Annotated in this window: 15 protein-coding genes; 10 read left to right on the forward strand and 5 right to left on the reverse strand. The window is 58.9% G+C overall.

Annotated elements, in window-relative coordinates:
• The 4 genes from F0M18_RS20065 to F0M18_RS12690 all read left to right on the forward strand — a co-directional run.
• The coding region (locus F0M18_RS20065) for a hypothetical protein (protein WP_223177982.1) at positions 1-436 on the forward strand (436 nt) is incomplete at its 5' end.
• An 18-nt stretch (positions 437-454) separates the two neighbouring features.
• Positions 455-973 carry a hypothetical protein gene (locus F0M18_RS12680; protein WP_149611825.1) on the forward strand — a complete coding sequence of 173 codons (519 nt, stop codon included), beginning with the start codon at positions 455-457 and terminating at the stop codon, positions 971-973.
• 346 nt (positions 974-1,319) lie between these two features.
• Positions 1,320-1,796, forward strand: a complete 477-nt coding sequence (locus F0M18_RS12685) for a phasin family protein (RefSeq protein WP_149611826.1) — start codon at positions 1,320-1,322, stop codon at positions 1,794-1,796.
• 10 nt (positions 1,797-1,806) lie between these two features.
• Positions 1,807-2,460, forward strand: coding sequence for a TetR/AcrR family transcriptional regulator (locus tag F0M18_RS12690; RefSeq protein ID WP_149611827.1), 654 nt, complete (start codon positions 1,807-1,809; stop codon positions 2,458-2,460).
• Here F0M18_RS12690 and F0M18_RS12695 read toward each other — a convergent pair.
• Positions 2,430-3,113: a class I SAM-dependent methyltransferase gene (locus F0M18_RS12695; RefSeq protein ID WP_149611828.1), complete on the reverse strand. Its 684-nt coding sequence runs from the start codon at positions 3,111-3,113 to the stop codon at positions 2,430-2,432. The genes F0M18_RS12690 and F0M18_RS12695 overlap by 31 nt on opposite strands.
• 43 nt (positions 3,114-3,156) lie before the next feature.
• On the opposite strand from F0M18_RS12695, the gene F0M18_RS12700 reads away from it, so the two are divergent.
• Positions 3,157-3,636, forward strand: a complete 480-nt coding sequence (locus tag F0M18_RS12700) for a peroxiredoxin (RefSeq protein WP_149611829.1) — start codon at positions 3,157-3,159, stop codon at positions 3,634-3,636.
• Position 3,637: 1 nt separating this feature from the next.
• On the opposite strand, the gene F0M18_RS12705 is transcribed toward F0M18_RS12700, so the two are convergent.
• The 3 genes from F0M18_RS12705 to F0M18_RS12715 are packed head-to-tail and all read right to left on the reverse strand — an operon-like array spanning position 3,638 to position 6,196.
• On the reverse strand, positions 3,638-4,174 hold the full coding sequence (locus F0M18_RS12705) for an SRPBCC family protein (RefSeq protein WP_149611830.1): 537 nt from the start codon (positions 4,172-4,174) through the stop codon (positions 3,638-3,640).
• The gene (locus F0M18_RS12710) at positions 4,164-4,778 is read right to left on the reverse strand and encodes a paraquat-inducible protein A (RefSeq protein WP_149611831.1); all 615 of its coding nucleotides are present in this window, start codon (positions 4,776-4,778) and stop codon (positions 4,164-4,166) included. Before F0M18_RS12710 ends, F0M18_RS12705 begins: the two co-directional genes overlap by 11 nt.
• Positions 4,779-4,825: 47 nt before the next feature.
• Positions 4,826-6,196 (reverse strand): SLC13 family permease, encoded by a 1,371-nt coding sequence (locus tag F0M18_RS12715; protein WP_149611832.1) that lies wholly within the window; start codon positions 6,194-6,196, stop codon positions 4,826-4,828.
• Between the two features lie 202 nt (positions 6,197-6,398).
• Here F0M18_RS12715 and moaA point away from each other — a divergent pair, with 202 nt between their 5' ends.
• The 5 genes from moaA (at position 6,399) to F0M18_RS12740 (ending at position 12,374) form a co-directional block, all read left to right on the forward strand.
• Positions 6,399-7,409: a GTP 3',8-cyclase MoaA gene (gene moaA / locus F0M18_RS12720; protein ID WP_149611833.1), complete on the forward strand. Its 1,011-nt coding sequence runs from the start codon at positions 6,399-6,401 to the stop codon at positions 7,407-7,409.
• Positions 7,410-7,464: 55 nt separating this feature from the next.
• The gene (locus F0M18_RS12725; protein WP_262500942.1) at positions 7,465-8,406 is read left to right on the forward strand and encodes an AAA family ATPase; all 942 of its coding nucleotides are present in this window, start codon (positions 7,465-7,467) and stop codon (positions 8,404-8,406) included.
• A 6-nt stretch (positions 8,407-8,412) separates the two neighbouring features.
• On the forward strand, positions 8,413-9,837 hold the full coding sequence (locus tag F0M18_RS12730) for a vWA domain-containing protein (RefSeq protein ID WP_149611835.1): 1,425 nt from the start codon (positions 8,413-8,415) through the stop codon (positions 9,835-9,837).
• A 303-nt stretch (positions 9,838-10,140) separates the two neighbouring features.
• Positions 10,141-11,991, forward strand: coding sequence for a DUF1631 family protein (locus F0M18_RS12735; RefSeq protein WP_149611836.1), 1,851 nt, complete (start codon positions 10,141-10,143; stop codon positions 11,989-11,991).
• A gap of 11 nt (positions 11,992-12,002) precedes the next feature.
• A complete protein-coding gene (locus F0M18_RS12740) occupies positions 12,003-12,374 on the forward strand; it encodes a PilZ domain-containing protein (protein WP_188109707.1) in 372 nt (123 codons plus the stop codon).
• Between the two features lie 6 nt (positions 12,375-12,380).
• Here F0M18_RS12740 and F0M18_RS12745 read toward each other — a convergent pair whose 3' ends face one another.
• The gene (locus F0M18_RS12745; protein ID WP_149611838.1) at positions 12,381-13,613 is read right to left on the reverse strand and encodes a PilT/PilU family type 4a pilus ATPase; all 1,233 of its coding nucleotides are present in this window, start codon (positions 13,611-13,613) and stop codon (positions 12,381-12,383) included.
• Positions 13,614-13,666 lie beyond the last annotated feature (53 nt).

Here is a 13,666-nt window from a genome sequence, read left to right on the forward strand (position 1 = left end):
CAGCGACGTAGTCATCCAGGGTGTCAGGCAGCAAACTGCCCTGTTCTCGAGACTCTCCATCCAGATGGCGCATAAAAAAATACCCGTATCTTGCGATACGGGTATTTTGTCAGACCCCGGAGGTGTTTTCACACAGTCTCCTCAGGGGCCCTTTTTCGTTATGGCACGGGTTTTCACCGCAGCACCCACTCGCCATAGCATGAACGGCATGGTCACTAGCACGCTTCCACTGCACCCTCTCGTGGCCTTCCCGATGCCAACTGTCGCGGTTCCCGCCAGTCTGCAAGCGACGTGCTCGCATGTCGCAACAATCAAGACACACCCGCCAGGCAAGATTTTTTGCGTACCAGCAGTAAAAACACGTGGAATTAGTATGTTTATTCTAATTTTCTGCCGTAGCCTGTGTTCATCGGCGGAATATACCGCCATTTATTGAAAACCAAGGAGTGAAACAATGGCTGAGCAAATTAGCATTGATGAAGCTGTAAACACCGTCAAGAAGACTACCCGCAAGGCGACTGCCAAGCGCAAAGCACCTGCCAAGAGCAAGGCTACTGCACGCAAGGCACCCGCCAAGCGTAAGCCCGCTGCCAAGCGCAAGCCCGCTGCCAAAAAGGCAACCAAGAAGGCGACGCCTGATTTCGCAGCACGTGCCAAGGAAAACGGCCGCAATGCTTTCCTCGCCGGCCTGGGCTTCTATGGCAAGGCCTATGACCAGGTGCAAGAGCAGTTCAACAGCCTGCAGGACCAACTGGAAGAGCGCCGCAAGAAAGCGGAAAAAGCTTACAAGGAACTGGTCAAGCGCGGTGAAAAAGTTGAGAAGCAGGCCAAGAAGCGTGTTGACGATATTGAACTGCCCAAGTTCGAACTCGACAGCCTGACTGACCGTAAGAAGCTGGACGAACAGCTGGACAAGGCCAAGGCGCGCTTTGAAGAGCTCAAGGAGTCCGTAGGCTTCAAGACCGCTGCCTAAGCGGTACCCATCCAGGACCACTTATCCCTGTACGTCAGGGACTTTTCGGGGGCTACTGTGTAGTCCCCTTTTTTATGGCCGGGTTACGCACTGAGCCGTGAAAACACTGTGGGGCCCACTCTACTCAAAGGGACTCGGAAGCATCTGCGAGTATCTGACTCACGTCTCAAACGCCAGCTCCTCCTTACCGCGGCTAACAATCGACATCTTCTTGTCAGTACGCCCGCGAGTCACTTCCAGGCAACGCAATCCGCGCCCAAATTCGTGCGCGACCCGTGCCGATTGTCATAGCCCCCTGCATTCTGCTTTAATCCAAGGCCCCCAGACACTGTTGCAGGTGTGCACCATGAGCGACGAAAAGAGCAAAGTCACCGACAAAGCGAGCGAGATTGCCAAGAATATCTGGCTGGCCGGTGTTGGCGCATACGGACGCGCTGTCGATGAGGCCCAGAGCAGCCTGAAAAAAGCCACTCCGCAGCCACCCAAGTTGTTTCGAGACCTGGTCAAGGCGGGAACAGCGCTCGAGGAAGAGGCCAGCGAGGCGCGCTCGGCGGCCATCAGCTCTGTTGAAGAGCGGATCTCGCAGGTACGGGAGAATTTCCACCAGCAACGTCCTGCGCGAATAGAGGACCTTGCCAGCCTGCATGACAAGATCGACAAACTGACACGCAAAGTCGACACCCTGACACGATTGGTCAAGGCCCAGGACGGTGCAGCGGGAGCCAAGGCAAAGAAACCGGCGGCGAAAGCCGGCGCAAGCACCAGGAAGGCCGCTGCGCGCAAAAAGACAAGCGCTGGCAGCACCCGCAAGAAAAAGACTTGAATAGCCACCGATGAAGACCCGGGACCGAATTCTCCACACCAGCCTGGAGCTATTCAACCTTGAAGGCGAGGAACAAACCACCACGGTCGATATCGCCAATGAAATGGACATTAGCCCGGGCAATCTCTACTACCACTTCAAGGGCAAGGACCAGATCATCAATGAGCTGTTTCATCAATACGCTACCGCCCTCTCCGGCACACTGACCGCCCCGATCGAACGGCCACTGGGTGACGCCGGAAAAGTAGAAGACAATTGGTACTACCTGTATGTGGTGCTCGAGGAGATGTACCAGTACCGCTTTCTTTACCACAACCTGGACAATATCCTGCAGCGATACCCGGATATACGTAGACACTTCAAGCGCCTGATTCAGCTCAAGCGCGCCGCCCTGTTCGCCATCTGCCAGACCCTGATACAGCAATCGGTTATCGATACCGGCAAACAGCAACTGCTGGGGCTGGTAGACAACATGACCCTCAACCTGACGTTCTGGCTGAGCTACGACCAGTTACTGCATGACGAGCGCCCACCGGCCCTCACCATACACCAGGGCGTGCTGCAGCTCCTGACCATGGTGGCGCCATACCTGGGTGACGAACAACTCGCGTTTTATCATGACTGTGAACTGATCTACGCCGACATGCTGGAACAATCCACCTGACCATCGCCGGGCATCTTGCGCAGCAAAACCACATCAGCACCGATTCGCTCCACAGTCGCATGCCGCTGCCGGCACCACCACGCCCAGGTCTGGTTGCTGAAAAAGCAGATGTGGGTAGGGTCGTTTTTATAGTGCCAGCTGGCAAAGGCGTCGGCATCGATCACATGTTTGGTCATGATGCCCAGATAACCCCCGGGCGCCAATAGCTGCCAAATCCTCGCCAACTCGCCACCCGGTCGCTGCAGGTGCTCCACGACTTCCGTCGCGGTCACAAAGTCATAATCGCGCTGCAAAACAGAGGCGTCGGGGTGGTAGAACACATCGTAGAGCTGCACTGTACAACCCGCTTCAGTCAACATCGCCGCCAGCGCCGGGCCGGGCCCACAACCGAAATCCAGGCCGCTCGCCCCCGCGGGCAGACGCGCAAGCAGCGGCTCGGACAAACGAGACAGGAAACGGCGGTAACCGGGGTCTGTCACACAGTTCTGGTGCAGGTCGTATTCAGCTTTTTCCTCCTCTGGCGAGAGATGATAGGCAGGCGGCACGTAAACCAGCGCACATACCGGACAGCGCCAATACTCCCGCCGCGCGTCCCGATGAAAAAGTGTCGCTCCGGCCGAGTCACAAAGTGGACAATGCAGCGCATCCGTCATCTGCTATAGTCCTTCTTCCGCTTCACACACATAGGAGTAGTCCATGACCATCGCCGTAGGTGATTCCATCCCCGCAGCAACCCTGAAAACCATGGGCCCGGAAGGCCCAACTGACATCAGCACCAGTGACATCTTCTCTGGCAAGAAGGTACTGCTGTTCGCCGTTCCGGGAGCGTTTACACCCGGGTGCTCCATCACCCACATGCCTGGTTACGTCGTCAACGCCGACAAAATCAAGGCAGCAGGAGTCGACACCATCGCTTGCATGGCCGTCAACGATGCTTTTGTCATGGATGCCTGGGGCAAGGCCCAGAACGCCGAAGAAATTCTGATGCTCGCCGATGGCATGGCGGAATTCACCGCCGCGCTCGGCCTGGAACTGGATGGCAGTGCTTTCGGACTCGGCACGCGCAGCCAGCGCTTTGCATTGCTGGCTGAAGACGGGGTGGTCACTCATCTCAACGTGGAAAGCGGGCCGGGCGTCGACGTCAGCTCTGCAGAAACCATGATGCAATTGCTATAGCTCAGGCCGAAGGTAACGCCACTGTCACCGCGGGCGCCAGTCGCTCGCGGTCTGCATCCGTCGCTGCGGTCCCGGTTTCGTAATAGTGTTTCAGGCCCGCCGCGACCAGGACCAGGTTTTTGCGCAGCACCGGTGCGATCAGGGCGCCTGCGGCAAGGCGGCCGATAGCGCCACCCGGCATCACCACCTTCATGGTGAGTTGCACGCGGGTTGAGTCGCTTTCTGCCTCACTTAGCGCATACTCGAACTCAGCCCGATGAAAGGGAGGCATGGGTTTGCTGCCCTTGTGTAGTTTGATGACAAACCCCTGCCCCGGATTCCATTCAAGCACCGTTTCCTCGAGATAGCGCTTGCCGGTATAAACCCGCCGGTGTGCACCAACACCTTGTCGTTGTGCGGAAACAACTTGCGTATCCGTGAGTCGCGGCACGTAGTAATGTGCCACCGAGAAGTCCTGCAGTCGTTGCCAGGCCTGCTCTACGGGAACGGCTACGGTTACCGCCACAGCCTCCGCCAGAACCCGGGAATCAGTGGCCATCGACTTGCTCCCGCGCGAGGCTACCTGCGACGATAGAGAACAGGCAATAGGCAAGGAAAAACCAGAATCCCACTTCCAGTTGGGCGTTCATCGTCAACATGTCACCCATCTGGCCAGACGCACTGCCGGCCATATATGCGACCAGCAAGCCCATGACGAAGACATCAGCCATGGACCACTTACTCATCGCCGCATTCAGGGCTAACAGCGTGGCCCTCCAGCTTGCCTGCGGCAGCACCAGCGCGAACGCCTGCAACACCAGCTTGAAAACCGGGATTACCACGCTGAACAATACGATCAGCAGCGCTACTGCAAGATTGCCCGTGGCCGCCAATTCACTTACCGCACCCCAGATACTGCGGGTATTCCGATACGCTTCAATCTGCCCTTCTATCTGGTCGAAACCCAGGAAACTGGACAGCATACCCAGCATCTGCTGAGCCTGCTGGTCTTCCCCGGCGAATACTTCGATACCCAGCGCGGCCACCCTGGACTTCTCCAGCGTGCCGCTCAGCGTCAGTACAGGCTGGGTGATACCCGGATACAGCAAGGCCAGTGACACGGCAATCAATGACAGAACCAGCAGGCGACGCGCAGGCGACATGAAACATCCTCCTCAGTGAGTGAGGTGCATAATACCCCATGACGCGCTCAGGTGAGACGCCAGTAGCAAACCACACTGATCACCAGGGCACCAAGCAGATTCAGTACCAGGCCTTCCCTGGCCATTTGCTTGATGGTGAACTCACCGCTGCTATACACCACCGTATTGGGCGCGGTGGCGACCGGCAGCATGAAGGCACAACTGGCACTCATTGCAGCGGGGACCATGAGAATTTCCGGGGCGATACCGGCACCAAAGCCCGCCGCTGCCAGAACCGGCATCAACAAGGTCGTACTGGCCGTGTTGGAGGTGGTTTCGGTCATGAAAGTTACCAGCAGGGCGATGATCAGTATCACGGCATACAGTGGCAAGTCGGCGAGCCCGATGAACAAGCCGCCCATCAGGTCGCTGAGCCCGGAACTGACAAAGCCCTTCGCCAGGCAAATTCCGCCCCCGAACAGCAGCAGGGCTCCCCAGGGAATGGTCACCGCCCGTTCCCAGGTCAGCAGGCGTCCGCCCTTGCCATTGGGCAGTAGAAACATCAGCACCACAGCCAGCAAGGCAACCGAGGCATCATTGGCCTGGGGCAGGTCCAACCAGGTCTTCCAGCCGCCAAAGGGCTCACTGCGTGTGATCCATGCCAGGGCAGTGATGGCAAACACCAGCAACACCCGCTTCTCTTCACTCCTCCAGGCCCCTACCGAGGGCAGCGACACTGTGAGTGGGCCACGCGCGTTGCGCGTGAGGATGAGCGCCATTAACGGCACCATCACCACCACCACCGGCACCGCCCAGCTCATCCACGTGGTAAAACTGATGCTACGGCCAGTGGTCTCCTCAAACACCTGCATAAAAATGAGATTCGGTGGCGTGCCAATCGGTGTTCCCACTCCACCAACACTGGCAGCGTAGGCCACCCCCAGCAACAGCGGCATCGCCAGGCGCTGTCGATCGGGTGTCGCGTCCAGCACCGCCAGCACCACCGGCAGTAACATCAGCGTGGTCGCGGTATTGGATATCCACATGCTCAATACAGCTGCCGCGGCCATAAAGCCAAGCACCAGTCGCTGGCCGGTCTGCGCACCGAAAAGGTTTACCATGCCGATGGCGATACGGCGGTGGGCACCGGAATGCTCCATCGCCTGGGACAGCAGAAAACCACCCAGAAGAAGCAATATGATGGGCGATCCGTAGGCTTCTCCCACCTGCGCCGGAGTGAGGACGCCCATCAGCGGCAGGATAGCCAGTGGCAGGAGTGACGTTGCTGGAATAGGTATGGGCTCGGTCACCCACCACACGACACAGAGCACTGCCACAAAGGCGACAACGGCGATGTCCCGACTACTACCGGCACCCAACAGCAGGCCGGAGGCAATCGCTGCCAGCAAAAGCCCTGACCAGATAGCCAGATTCCGCATGTTTAACTGCCCCCAACTTGCGCACCGACGACGCCAGTCTGTTGTCTATTCGCCCTGCAGACGCCGGGCCGGCTTCCGATGAATTCATTGTTATGCGCATTCGCAGCTTGCGGCACCGCGCGCCCGGCAAATCCTGTCTGATGAGAGCCTCGCTGTAAAGTCCTCGCTGGCCACTCGATACAACAGCACTTACACTAACGCGATGAACTCGCAACTGCCCACAACCCTGGTCGATACCTTTGCCCGCCGGGTCAATTACCTGCGGTTATCGGTAACAGACCGCTGTGATTTCCGCTGTGTCTACTGCATGTCGGAAGACATGCAGTTCGCTCCCAAGGCCGAGATACTCTCCCTGGAGGAGCTGTACCAGATAGCCCAGGCCTTCACTGAACTGGGTGTGGGCAAGATCCGCCTGACCGGAGGCGAACCACTGATTCGCACCGACATCATGTCACTCATTGCGCGAATCGGCAGTCTGCCCCGCCTGAAACAGCTGGCACTGACCACCAATGGCTCGCAGCTGGCGCGACTCGCACCGGCACTGCGCGCTGCCGGCGTGTCACGGGTGAATATCAGCCTGGATAGCCTGCAACCAAGGAAGTTCCGCCACCTGACCCGTCATGGCAACCTGGACCAGGTGCTTGCGGGTATCGATGCCGCGGTCGCGACCGGGTTCACTGGCGTTAAGATAAATGCCGTCATTCTCAATGGCCGCAACGCGGACGAAACCCGGGACCTGGTGCAATTCGTTGTCGATCGAGGCATCGACATCGCCTTTATTGAGGAGATGCCGCTGGGTCAGATCGACGAACACGACCGCGCGATCACTTTTTGCAGCAACCAGGCCCTGCAGGAAACACTCTCGGGCCACTTCGATTTACAGGCCCTTGAAGGCCCCGCGGGCGATAGCGGTCCGGCACGATATTTTGCGGTCGCCGGCACCCGCAGTCGTGTAGGTTTCATTTCGCCGCACAGCGATAACTTCTGCCACTTGTGCAACCGGGTGAGGGTAACCGTGGAGGGGCGCTTGTTACTGTGCCTCGGCAACGAACACTCCGTCGACTTGCGTGCAGTGCTGCGTGCTCCCGACTACAGCCCGGAAAAGCTCAAGTGGGCGATTGTCGAAGCCATGGCCATCAAGCCGGAACGGCACAACTTCACCCCGGGAGAGCAGCCACAAATACTGCGTTTCATGAACGCGACAGGCGGCTAGTGCGCTGGGTCGTCACTAACGTACAATGTCTGCCCACCCTCAGGAACTGACGTTCGTGCATACCCAGGATTTCCCACAACTGACCTCAGTGCAGGTCATCAAGGACGGCTTCGAGTCCTTCGGCTATATCTGCTCAGACAAAATCGCAACCGCCGTCTACCTTGCCTTCAAGCTGCGCAAACCGGTGCTGGTAGAGGGGCCACCCGGGGTAGGCAAGACTGAACTGGCCAAGACCATGGCGCAACTGCTGGATACGCCACTGATTCGCCTGCAGTGCTATGAAGGCCTGGATGAGGCCAAAGCCCTGTACGAATGGAAATATGGCAAGCAACTGCTCTATACGCAGGTGCTGAAGGAAAAACTGGGTGACCTGCTGCATGGTGCCCAGGGGCTGGCGGAATCTGTGCAGCGCCTGCACCAGTTTGGCGACATCTTTTACTCCGAGGAGTTTCTCGAGCCCAGGCCACTGCTCAAGGCAATGCAGCAGGAACGCGGAGCCATCCTGTTGATTGACGAGGTCGACAAGTCTGACTACGAGTTCGAGTCACTACTGCTGGAAATCCTCTCTGACTACCAGGTGTCGATACCGGAAATCGGCACGATAAAGGCGCGTTCGGCACCGATGGTGTTTCTCACCAGCAACAACACACGCGAGATCTCCGACGCCCTGAAGCGCCGCTGCCTGCACCTGTATATACCGTTCCCGACGGTCGAGCTGGAAGAGCGGATTGTTCGCAGTCGTGTACCCGATGTGGACGAGAGACTGCGCCATCAACTGGTGGAGTTTGTGCACTCACTGCGCCAACTGGACCTGAAGAAAGTGCCGGCCATTTCCGAGACCATCGACTGGGCCCGCAGCCTGCTGTTGCTGCACACTGACAAGCTGGACGAAGAACTGGTGCGCATGACGCTCAACGTGCTACTCAAGTTTGAAGACGACATCGAAGCCACCGACGGTGAGATCGTGCAGCTCGTGCGCCAGGCCACGGAAAGCTGACGCGCCATGCCGGAGAGCCTGGTCAGCTTCATCCAGGTGTTACGCACCCGCGATGTGCGCATCTCGCCTGCCGAGACGCTTGACGCCACCAACGTGCTGGCGGTACTGGGATGGAGCGATCGCGCTCGCTTGCGCGATGGGCTGGGCATGGCCCTGGCAAAAACCCCGGAAGAAGAAGCCATCTTCAACCAGTGCTTCGACCAGTTTTTCGCCCGCCAGCTGGCTGACTTCAGCGACTCCAGCGAGAATGAACCTGCCATAGAGGAAGAGGACTCGAGTGCAGGAGATGACCCCACCGGGGTAGACAGTGACAGCAGCCGCGCAGAACTCCCCTCCCCCCTTGAGCAAGCCGCAGCAGCTGACCCCGCCCTGCAGGCAGTCGTTGATTCCCCGCTGGTGCAGGCGCTGATGAACAACGACAGCAATACCCTCAGCCTGGCCATGAGCAAGGCCGGAGAGCGCGCCGGGCTGCAAAACATCCAGATGTTCACACAAAAGGGCCAGTTCACCCGCCGCATACTCGAGGCGATGGGCGAAGAACAGCTTCGCTCTGCGGTGATTGAACTGGAGAAAGCCAACAGCCCGGCACAAGCCCAACTACAGCGTTATCGCGACATACTGCGCCAACAGGTCCGCGACTATGTGGAAGCACAATACCTGCTGCACGCCGAGGGCAAAACCCGGCAGTTCATGGAAGAAGTGCTGAGCAAAACCCGGCTGAGCAACATCGAGCACAGCTACCTGCACCGCGTCCATGAACTGGTGCGCAAGATGGCGCGCAAGCTCGCCGCCCGACACTCCAGGAAGCGGCGTGAATACCGCCGCGGTCACCTGGACATGCCCCGCACCATGCGCCGTGGCGTGGTTAACGACGGGCTTATGTTCGACGTGTACTGGCGCAGGACACGCCGAGAGAAGCCGCAGATCCTGGCAATCTGTGATGTCAGCGGTTCGGTTGCCGCCTACGCCAAATTCCTGCTGTTGTTTCTCTACAGTCTTCAGGATGTCCTGCCGCGGGTGCGCAGCTTCGCCTTTTCCAGCCACCTCGGCGAGGTCAGCGACCTGTTCGAACAGCATCCAGTCGAGAAAGCCATAGAACTGGTCAACTGGAAGTATGGTGGCGCCACAGATTACGGCACAGCCCTGGGCGACTTTGCTTCCCTGGCGCTCGATGACATCAACAGCAACACCACAGTGATCATTCTCGGTGATGCCCGCAACAACCGGGGCGACCCCAGGCTGGACATTCTCCAGAGCATTTACCAGCGCTCCAGGCAAGTCATCTGGCTCAACCCGGAATCACGAATTGCCTGGGGCACCGGCGACTCGGAAATGCTGCGCTACCAAAGTGCCTGTCATTTTGCTGCCGAATGCAATAATCTTAAGCAATTAGAACGCATCATTGACCAGCTCCTAAAAAGTACTCGATAACATGGCTTATTTCTGCAAAGACTGCAGCTACCGCGGCAAGACCAGTGGTCAGGGGGGACAATGCCCGGCCTGTGGGTCTTTTAATATTGCTGCAGAACGCATCGCCACAGAGCAACCGGAGGGCCCTCCGCGCTGGCACAAGATAGCGCTGGTGACGTCCTGGTCGGTGTTGCTCGTAACCATTGTCTGGAAGCTTATCAACTGAAACTGACCAAGGAACAGTTCCCTCTCCCCGTCTCACTGCAACCGCTGGTATTGCAGGGCTTTACTGACCCTGCGACATCGTCGCAGAGCGGCCAGCCGATGCCGCGCGAGGAACTGTTCAACTACCTGCGCAACATTGAAGACTTCGACAAGGGTCCCCTTGAGGCCGTACTGGCGCAGACCGAAATCATCGGTGAGCCTGCCATGCCTTCCAGCGAAGATAGCGCCGCTCTGGCCTGGGTTGGCGCGGCATTCACGCACTGGGAAACCAACTTCCCCCTGGAAGCGCCACTGGCAGCCTCATTGCGCCGCCTTAAACCCGTGTTGGGAATGATGGCCCTGGCTGACAATCAGTTTTATACCGCGGGCATCCACCCCCTGCATGAAGCGCTGGACAACCTCTATGACGCCGCGGTTGGCTGGCAGGAATCGGCCGGGCGAGCCGGGGAGCCGGCAAAGAAGCTGATAGAACAGACCGTGGACGGCGCCATGGCCTGCCTGGAGGAGAATGGCGCCGGGCTCATGGCGCTGCTGCGGGAAACGGCCAAAGCGGCGCAACGCCTGCAGACACGAACACGCCGGATGGCGCAGCGCACCGCTGACGCCGAACGCGGTCAATTGCGTGCCGCGCGCGCAAAAGAAGTCGCTGCCACGATGATCAACTCACAACTGACGCGACATCCGATACCCGCCGACATTGGTGAATTTCTCACCGGCCCGTGGTTTGAAAGCGCCCAGCTGGTTTTACTGAAGTACGGCGACAACTCCTCCCAGTGGCAGGCGATGAGCGCCACTACCGGGGAACTGATGGATACACTGGCCCCCCGGGATGGCGAAAGAGGCGCCGATGATGTTGCTTCGCAGGTCATGCAGGAGGTCAGGCGCTGGCTGCTGAGCCTGCAGCATGACCAGGAACTGGCCGACGAGGTGCTCAGCACTATCGAGTACACGCACCTGCGTGTGGCCAAGGGTGTTGAGATCGAGCGCAACGCCACCAGCCTGATTGCGGTGCAAAACACCACCCCCGACAGCACCGAATCACTGCAGCTGGACGGCATAGAAACCGGGCAGTGGTTTCTGGTCAGTGCTCGCAAGGGCGGTATGCTACGCACCCAACTGGCCATGCTGCAGCAGAAAGAGCAGCGCCTGCTGTTCTGCAATCACGCCGGTGCGAAAGTGCAAACCATGGATTTTGCCAGCTTTACCGAGCTGCTGCAGCAGGGCAAGGCTTCGCGTTTGGCAACCGGGGCCACCTTCAGCCGTTCACTGGCGGCGGTGGTCGGCGTCGACACGCGCGAGGCTTTGAGCCAGCTGACGGGCGAGCCAATGCCAAGTGCAGAGGCGATTAACGCGGTACCCGATTTCGAACCCCGGCCTGCAACCGCGCAACCCGAAACACCAGCACCAGTCACACCTGAACCCCCGCCGACAGCGCCCCGGCAGGCCGCGGCAGCGCCAACGCAGAGCCCCGCAGGGCCGGCCTCCACCCCTGCCCCCGTGGCTCCCGAGACCGTCACCGAGACGCCGGTAGCCGCAACCAGACAACCGACACCCCCACCTGCGCAAAAGGTACCAACACAGGCTGAGACCCCGGTCTCCGACGATGCACCGGCACAGCAGGCACCGGAAAAGCTGCCACCGGTCACCGTGCCCAGCGAGCCCGCCCCGAAACCGGACTTGCCCGACTCGGGCATTCCTGAGCTACCAATGGGTACCTGGCTGGGGTTCCATGACCTCGACCCGCCGTTGCTGGCCAAACTCGCCATGCACGACAAGGTGCGACGACTGCTTATATTCGTCAACCGCAAGGGCATCGAGCTGCGCCGGCTTTCCGAGGATGATTACCTGGACCTGCTACAACAGGGACAGATCGACATCCTTGAGACCAAAACCAATTTCCGCGAACAAGTGGAACGCGCTCGCCAGCGTATGGCGCGACACCAGACCTGAGGGGATTAGCGGTGGATCTGGAAAGAAAGCACCTGCGCCTGCCTGTCGAGAGTCGGGTCTATATCGAACTGGAGGGAGCGACAGGCGAATATGCTGCCAACGGCGATGAGGGCATTGCCATTTGCAAAACCCTGGACGTATCAGCGCAGGGCTTGCGTGTGGCCCTGGACCACGAACTGGAAGAGCAGGCTTACCTGCAGGTTGGCGTGGAACCCCCTCACGGTGACCACCCGGCGGAGCCCTTTTTTCTCATCGCCCAGGTCCGCTGGTGCCGACCGGGCGACACACCTGATCACCCCTTTATCGCCGGTTTGGCATTAATGCCGGCAAGGGGTTCCGATATAGACCGCTGGATCGCCCTGATTTCAGACCTCGCGGACTGAACGCACTCAGAATATGCGGTCGTCCTCTTCCTCTTCCTCAACCAGTTCCAGGCTGAGGTCGCTACCCAGGCCGGTAGCCGGTGAGGGCGCAGGCGCTGCCGGCGCCTCAGGCGCCTGCTGAGCCGGCGCGGTCTTTCCCGGGGCGCTGATCGGGCCACGCGCAGGCGGTGAGCCGCCATGCTCCTTCGCAAACTTGATTTTAAGGCGCACATTGTTGGGAGAGTCCGCGTTGCGCAGGGCCTCTTCCTCGGAAATCTTGCCCGCCATAAACAGTTCAAACAGCGCCGTATCAAAGGTTTTCATGCCGCTGTTCTCAGACTTCTGCATCACTTCCTTGATGCCATCGATCTCCCCGCGCAGAATCAAATCCGCTACCCGCGGAGTTCCCAGCAGTACTTCAATCGCCGCGCAGCGTTTGCCATCCACCGTGGGAACCAGGCGCTGGGAAACAAACGCCTGCAGGTTGAGCGACAGGTCCATCAGCAGCTGCTGCTTGCGCTCTTCCGGGAAGAAGTTAATGATCCGGTCCAGTGCCTGGTTGGCGTTATTGGCATGCAGGGTGGAAATGCACAGGTGCCCGGTCTCAGCAAACGCGATGGCGTGCTCCATGGTCTCACGGTCGCGAATTTCACCGATGAGTATCACATCGGGTGCCTGGCGCAGGGTGTTTTTCAGTGCGTTGTGCCAACTGCGAGTGTCCACCCCCACTTCGCGTTGGTTGACGATAGACTTCTTGTGGGTATGCACGTATTCCACCGGGTCCTCGATGGTGACGATGTGGCCACTGCTGTTGGCGTTGCGGTAGTCGATCAATGCGGCGAGTGACGTGGATTTACCCGAACCGGTGGCGCCGACAAACAATACCAGCCCGCGTTTACGCATCATTACTTCGGGGAGGATTTCCGGCAGACCGAGGTCCTGCCAGCGCGGAATGTCTGCCACGATGTTCCGGCAGACCATAGCCACTTCATTGCGTTGTATAAAAATGTTGACGCGGAAGCGACCATAACCCGGTATCGAGGTTGCCAGGTTCATCTCAAGTTCCTGCTCGAACTCGGCCTGCTGGGTCGGATCCATGATCTCGTAGGCGATGTCCTTGATTTCTCCAGGCTGCAGTATTTCGCTGTCGATAGGTCGCAGCGTACCGTCGAACTTGGCGCACGGAGGCGCCCCCGTGCTCAGGTAGAGATCCGAGCCGTTTTCAGTTGCCAGAAACTTGAGCCATTCAGTAATTCTCACGGTGGCCACCCCCCCAAACCGTTATTTTGACCCCGGCAACCGTCACCTGAAGG

Source organism: Pseudohalioglobus sediminis (assembly GCF_008370495.1).
Taxonomy (GTDB): Bacteria; Pseudomonadota; Gammaproteobacteria; order Pseudomonadales; family Halieaceae; genus Halioglobus.